We start from the raw sequence: 6,432 nt of genomic DNA on the forward strand, positions 1-6,432 counted from the left end.
ATAAGGAGTTGTTGTCAAAAAGCATATTAATTGAATGCAATTGATAATGATTGGTATTTGGTTGGATAATCGCGCACTTGTCTGACCACCCAACCATACCGAATGAAAACCAGCCTTTTACTGCTCAGCCTGCTGGCTTTGACTGCATGCCATGACAATCACAGCAATACGTCGGTGACCCCCTCACCCGAGGTGACCCCGCCGGTCGTCAAGCCGACCGAACCGCCCATCACTCCGCCAACAGTGCCGCCGGAAACTCATACCCGGGTTCCTCTGACCATTGAGGTCAATGTGGCTGATCGACTGGGGGCGGGAGCACAGCTTGAGGTGAGACAGGTCGCCACCGGGATCCGCGTGCAACAGGCAATCGAACCGGGCCAGCTTGCCCGCATCACTTTGCCAGCGGGTCTGCAACTGGATCAGCCGCTGGAGCTGCTCGGTAGCGACGAGGGCTATCTGCTGCGAGCGGTATCGGTGCGGGTGGCGGATCTCTCGGCCGGGATCACTCTGGCGCGCCGCAACAGCGTGCCGCGGCTGGGATTGAACGAGGAGGAGACGGCGCTCTTCCTGCTGGCGGATCAGAGCGGAGATGGCTCCCTCAGTCAGGCCGAGTGGGGCCGGGCAGAGGAGATCCGCGTGCAACAACAGGCTGTTATTCAGGATTACGCTGCCTTCCTGCTGGCCCAGCGCCAGCCGGGCGCCGTGCTCGACTATGCCGACAGCTGGCAGATGCTGCTGGCCCTGCGCGATGACAAGCAGGCGCGCAGCTGGTATCAGCGCAGCAACAGCGCCCAGATCCAGTCCGCCCGCACCCAGCTCTATCCCGCCAACCCCAGCCAGCCGGACGAGCCGGAGACGGCAGATCTGCTGCGTCTCGATGAACAGGGGCTGCTGGTGGTGCGTGGCCCCTGGCAGTGCCTGCACGATGTGCGCACGGTCAGCGGGGTCAAGGGTAGCCAGTACTGGCTGTATGGCAGTGACACCAGTGCGTTGAAGATTGCCAGCCAGCCACAACTGGCTGCGGGGCTGACCGCTTGCGGCCGCAGCGACTGGCGCCTGCCGACCCTCACCGAGTTCGAGAGATTGCTGAGCAGTGACAAGTCGGCATGGCGCTATCCCAATACCTTTGCTGTTGGCCAGCCCGTCCAGATCTGGCTGCAGGATGGTGCGGGTCAACCCCGTCTCTATCAACTTGCGACCCGAACCTGGCTGGATGAGGGAGAGGGCAGTCTGCTCTGGTATGCGCTGGCACCCTATCCGGTGCGCCCCTCCGTGGTGCGCGACAGCAGCAAGCCGGACATGGCGGCCCTGCGCGCCCAATATAGCGGTTCATCGGCCCAATGGCCTGCCGCCCGGGTGGATGAAGGGGTGGAATGGCAGGAGCTGGGGCCGCTGCCGGCGGTGCCCTTCCCGGCCGACAACCCCTATAGCCGGGCCAAGGTGGTGCTGGGTCAGCAGCTCTTTTTCGACAAACAGCTCTCCAAGGGGCGGGATATCAGCTGTGCCAGTTGCCACGATCCGCAAAAGGGGTGGAGCGACGGCCTGAGCGTGTCGGTCGGTCATCTGGGTCAGAAGGGGAATCGCAATGCTCCTTCCATCCTCAACAGCGCCTTCAGCTCGACCCAGTTCTGGGACGGGCGGGTCGCCACGCTGGAGGAGCAGTCGCTTCACCCGATCCAGAACCCCATCGAAATGGCGCTGAGTCATGACGAGCTGCTGGCCCGTTTGCAGACCAGCCCCGACTATCAGGCTGCTTTTGCCACCGCCTTTGGCGATCAGGGGATCACGCTGGAGCGGATCGCCAAGGCGATCGCTACCTTCGAGCGCACCATCATCAGCCGAGACAGCGATTTTGAGCGCTTCGTCAAAGGGGATAGTCAGGCACTCAGTGACAAGGCGCTGTGGGGGATGCACCTCTACCGCACCGATGGGCGCTGCATGAACTGCCACTCCGGCCCGCTGCTGAGTCAGCACGGGTTCGAGAGTGTGGGGCTCACCTATTACGGTCGTGGCAAGCTGGAAGATCGCGGGCGCTTCCTGCAGACCCGCAATAAGGCGGACATCGGTCGCTTCAAGACCCCCAGCTTGCGGGACGTCGCCTTTACCGGCCCCTATATGCACAACGGCATCTTCCCGATCCTGGCCCAGCGTATCGGCGGCTCGGTGCAGGGGGTGGTGGCCATGTATAACTTTGGCGTGACCAAGTGGAGCAGCGGGGTCGGCTTCCCGACCGGTGCGGATCAATATGATCCCTTCTTCCCCAAAGCCTCCGATCACCTGCATGCCCTTGGCCTCAGCAACGACGAGCTCGATGCCATCGGCGAGTTTTTGCGCAGTGCTTCGGCCGAGCCGCGCCGCACCCCGGCTACGGTTGCCGAGCTGGGGGTAAGTGAGGTGGATGACCCTACTCCGGTGGGAGCCGCGATCACCGGCTTGGCGGTGCTGCCTGCCCAGCCTCAGCTGGAAGTGGGGCGGACGCTTCCTCTCCAACTGCAGTGGCAACTGAGCGATGGCTCTCTCGGCCCGCTCGATGGGCCTGTTGAGTGGCGCAGCGAACAGCCGGAGTTCGCCACCGTGAGTCCGCAGGGCGAGGTGCGTGGTGTGGCGGTCGGTACGGCACGATTGGTGGCGACCACGGCTCGTCACACGTTGACCGTGACGGTGCAGGTGGTGGATGCCCAGCCCGATTTTGCCCGGGGCTGCCGTCAACCCGAGCTGGTGGCCGGCAAGCTGGCCTTTGTCTGCCAGCTGACCAGGGACGAGGCGGATCGTCTGTCCATCTCCTATGACGGTGTGAGCAGTGACAGTGATGGTGACTACAATCCCTTCCCGCTGGAGTATGTGACCATGGGTCAGGCGCGGGCGCGGGATTACTGCCAGCAGCTGGTGGCACACGGTCATGATGACTGGCGTCTGCCGACCCGGGCCGAGCTGGAGGTGCTGTTTGCCGCCTACAACAAGGATGGCGCGACGGATCAGTTGCTTCAGCAGCAGGGGTGGCCGCTCTACAACCGCTATTGGAGCAGCGATGCAACTGCCAATGACGATGGTGAGCTGCCGTTGCTCGATCTGAGTACTGGTGATCCGCTGTGGGATCTGGCGGATGAAGCTCATGCCGCCACGTGCGTCAGGGCCATCTAGCCTTCATATAGAGTCAGATGAAAAACGGGCGCCTCGGCGCCCGTTTTGTTCTCTGGTAATAAAGAAAGGGATCAGAACTCGTTGGAGAGCGCCTTGTACCCTTTGACCAGATCGATATTGGTGTGGGCCACGTCCTCGGAGAACTCGGCGGCATCGACCGAAACCCGCGGGAAATAGAGGGATCAGAACTCGTTGGAGAGCGCCTTGTACCCTTTGACCAGGTCGATATTGGTGTGGGCCACGTCTTCGGAGAACTCGGCGGCATCCACTGAAACCCGTGGGATATGGGTCAGATCGCTCTGCTGGTTGATGCGGGTGGTGGAGGGGACGTAGAACTCCGGCGGCAGATCGCAGCCATCGATCACCGAGTTGTGACGCACCACGGCACCGTCACCGATATGGCAGTTGAACAGCACGCTGTTGAAGCCGATAAAGACCCGGTTTCCCACTTCGCACGGTCCGTGGACGATGGAGCGGTGGGCGATGGAGGTGTACTCGCCGATGGTGACGGCTGCGCCGGATTTGGAGTGGATCACCACGCCATCCTGGATATTGGAGTTGGCGCCGATGACGATGGGTTCCATATCTCCACTCTCATCCACCTCGTCGGCACGGATCACCGCATAGGGGCCGACAAAGACATTCTCTTTGATGATCACCTTGCCGCAGATGATGGCGGTTTTGTCGATATAGGCGGATTCGTCGATGACAGGCAGATGGCCGGAGGGATTCTTGCGGATCATGTTACATCCTGTGGTTGCTTGAAATGATGCGGTGGCGCACCCGGCGCCAGGATGCCAGCTTACGCCTCGTTAGTATCCGGTGAAACCCCGAAGTGGTCTGACCCTTGTCGCAAGCCTTGGCGGGAGCACTGTTTCCGCGTGCTGGAATATGGGAGCATTGCAGCCATTCCCGAGTTGGTTGAAATGGACATATATAGATGAAGAAGATGATTGCCCTGCTGGCGGGTTGTTTGTTGCTCTCCTCGGCCGCACAGGCCAAAGGGGAGGCGGGGGCGTTTGACTATTACGCCATGGCGCTCTCCTGGTCGCCCGAGCATTGCGCCGTCAAACCGGCGGATCGGGACCAGTGTTCCCGCAAGCTGGGGTTCGTGCTACACGGGCTCTGGCCCCAGTACGATCGCGGTTACCCCAGCAACTGCACCCGCGAACGGCTCAATCCCGATATGGAGAGCGAGTTTGCCGACCTCTACCCCAGCCGTTTCCTCTATCGCCATGAGTGGGAGAAGCACGGTACCTGCTCCGGCTTGAGCCAGCAGGACTTCCATCAGCTGGCAAGCGATCTGCGCCAGAAGGTGAAGATCCCGGCGGCCTATCAATCCCCGGAGGAGCCGCTGCGCAAAACCAGTTTCCAGCTCAAGGCCGATCTGGCTAGCGCCAACCAGTGGCTGGCTCCCGACAACATCACGGTGGCTTGCGCCGACGGTGGCCGCTTCCTGCGGGAGATCTACATCTGCGTCAATAAAGAGGGGACGGATGCGGTCACCTGCTCCGCCGAGATGCAAAAGCGCGAGCGTCGCTCCTGCGGTCAGCCGGATTTCCTGCTGCGCAGTGTGCGTTAAGCCTCCACTCTCTCCATCGGGCCCCTTGCTGGCCTGATGTGTAACCACGGTTATCAGAAAGGAGTCTGACAGATGGATGGCAACAACCGGTTTGGCCCGCAAGAGCGGGCAATGCTGCTCGGAGTGAAAGGGGTGGGGCCGACCGTTATCGGGCGGCTCGAACAGTTGGGCTATCATACCCTGGCCGGATTGGCCGAGGCCGACACCACCCATATCGTCCAGCTGGTGGCCAGCATGCTGGGCTCGACTTTCTGGCAGAACAGCCCGCAGGCGCGTAGTGCCATCGACGGTGCCATTGCGCTGGCCCGCGCACATCTGGCGGCGGACGCTGCAAAAGGGGTGAATGGATGAGCCTCTTTAGCGAACTGGGGATGCGTTATCCCATCATTCAGGCGCCGATGGCCGGTGTGCAGGGTAGAGAGCTGGCGCTGGCCGTGACCCGTGCGGGCGGCTTAGGCTCCTTGCCTGCCGCCATGCTCACATCAGCGGAGCTGCGCGGCGAACTGGAGCGACTTGCCCAAAGCGGCCTTGGGCCATTTAACATCAACTTCTTCTGCCATCGGCGACGGGAACCGGATCCCGTTGCTCTGGCCAGTTGGCAGCAGCGCCTTGCTCCCTACTATGCCGAGTTCGGCATACTTCCCCCTGCGGTCACGACGGCGCCAAGCCGAGCCCCCTTTAATGAGGAGCATGCCGCCATGGTAGCCGAGTTCAGACCGGCGGTGGTCAGCTTTCACTTCGGTTTGCCCGCACCCGAGCTGCTGGCCCGAGTGAAAGCGGCGGGGGCCAAGGTATTTGCCAGTGCCACCACGGTGGCGGAGGCCGTATGGCTCGCTCACCACGGTGCCGATGCCATCATCGCCCAGGGATTGGAGGCGGGTGGTCATCGCGGTCATTTCCTCTCTGATGATCTCGTTTTGCAGCAGAGCACCTTGACCCTGCTGGCGCAGATCCTCGCGGTGACCGATCTGCCGGTGATCGCCGCTGGCGGTATCGTCGATGGCAAGGGGATCGCCAACGCGTTGGAAATGGGGGCGAGCGTCGTGCAGATGGGCACTGCTTTTCTCTGCTGCCATGAAGCGGCCACCTCGGCGCTGCATCGCGCCGCCATCCATTCACCAGAGGGCCAGCAGACGGCACTGACCAATCTGTTCAGTGGCCGTCCGGCGCGGGGTATCGTCAACCGTCTGATGCGTGAGCTGGGCCCGCTCTCGGATCTTGCCCCTCACTTCCCCTATGCCAGTGGCGCACTGGCACCGCTGCGTGCTGCCGCCGAGAAGGCGGGGGACAGTGGCTTCTCTCCGCTCTGGGCTGGGCAGGATGTATCGGGTTGCAGGGATCTTCCTGCCAGCGAGCTGATAGCGTGCTGGGTCAAAGAGGCTAGATTGGGATAAGCACTGCTATATACGCCTCTTTATATAGAAGCGGCCGTTGGTGCAGTGCGTCGGACGCGACGGTGCGGCGATGATGGATGAGTGCCTGTCCCCTTGCGAGGCGCTTATCCGGTGACAAAACCCGCATTTCACTCACGCTTGTGGATAAGTTTGTATAAAAGCTGTGGTTGGATATGAATAACTAAAAAAGTGCCCTTTTTTGCAATTTTATTGCCGATAAGGGGTTGCCAGAAAGAATCTGTTCCCTATAATGCGCCTCCATCGACAGGGCAAGCGGTAACGCAAACAACCTCGTCGATAACCTCGAAAAGCCCT

General features: G+C 61.4%; 5 protein-coding genes. 4 read left to right on the forward strand and 1 reads right to left on the reverse strand.

The features are described 5' to 3' along the window. Positions 1-102 precede the first annotated feature (102 nt). Positions 103-3,141 carry a cytochrome c peroxidase gene (locus tag AB5Y71_RS01105; RefSeq protein WP_368170792.1) on the forward strand — a complete coding sequence of 1,013 codons (3,039 nt, stop codon included), beginning with the start codon at positions 103-105 and terminating at the stop codon, positions 3,139-3,141. Positions 3,142-3,323: 182 nt separating this feature from the next. Here the strand turns inward: AB5Y71_RS01105 and AB5Y71_RS01110 are convergent, their stop codons facing one another. Beyond that, positions 3,324-3,884, reverse strand: a complete 561-nt coding sequence (locus tag AB5Y71_RS01110) for a carbonate dehydratase (protein WP_005335471.1) — start codon at positions 3,882-3,884, stop codon at positions 3,324-3,326. 197 nt (positions 3,885-4,081) lie between these two features. On the opposite strand from AB5Y71_RS01110, the gene AB5Y71_RS01115 reads away from it, so the two are divergent. The 3 genes from AB5Y71_RS01115 to AB5Y71_RS01125 all read left to right on the forward strand — a co-directional run bounded on the left by AB5Y71_RS01115 (position 4,082) and on the right by AB5Y71_RS01125 (position 6,117). Next, on the forward strand, positions 4,082-4,723 hold the full coding sequence (locus AB5Y71_RS01115) for a ribonuclease (RefSeq protein ID WP_368170793.1): 642 nt from the start codon (positions 4,082-4,084) through the stop codon (positions 4,721-4,723). Positions 4,724-4,795: 72 nt separating this feature from the next. Continuing rightward, positions 4,796-5,074 (forward strand): helix-hairpin-helix domain-containing protein, encoded by a 279-nt coding sequence (locus AB5Y71_RS01120; RefSeq protein WP_368170794.1) that lies wholly within the window; start codon positions 4,796-4,798, stop codon positions 5,072-5,074. After that, positions 5,071-6,117: an NAD(P)H-dependent flavin oxidoreductase gene (locus tag AB5Y71_RS01125; RefSeq protein ID WP_368170795.1), complete on the forward strand. Its 1,047-nt coding sequence runs from the start codon at positions 5,071-5,073 to the stop codon at positions 6,115-6,117. The genes AB5Y71_RS01120 and AB5Y71_RS01125 overlap by 4 nt, the downstream gene beginning before the upstream one ends. The last annotated feature ends 315 nt before the right edge of the window (positions 6,118-6,432 follow it).

The sequence above is a fragment of the Aeromonas sp. R9-2 genome, from assembly GCF_040908025.1.
Taxonomy (GTDB): Bacteria; Pseudomonadota; Gammaproteobacteria; order Enterobacterales; family Aeromonadaceae; genus Aeromonas; species Aeromonas veronii.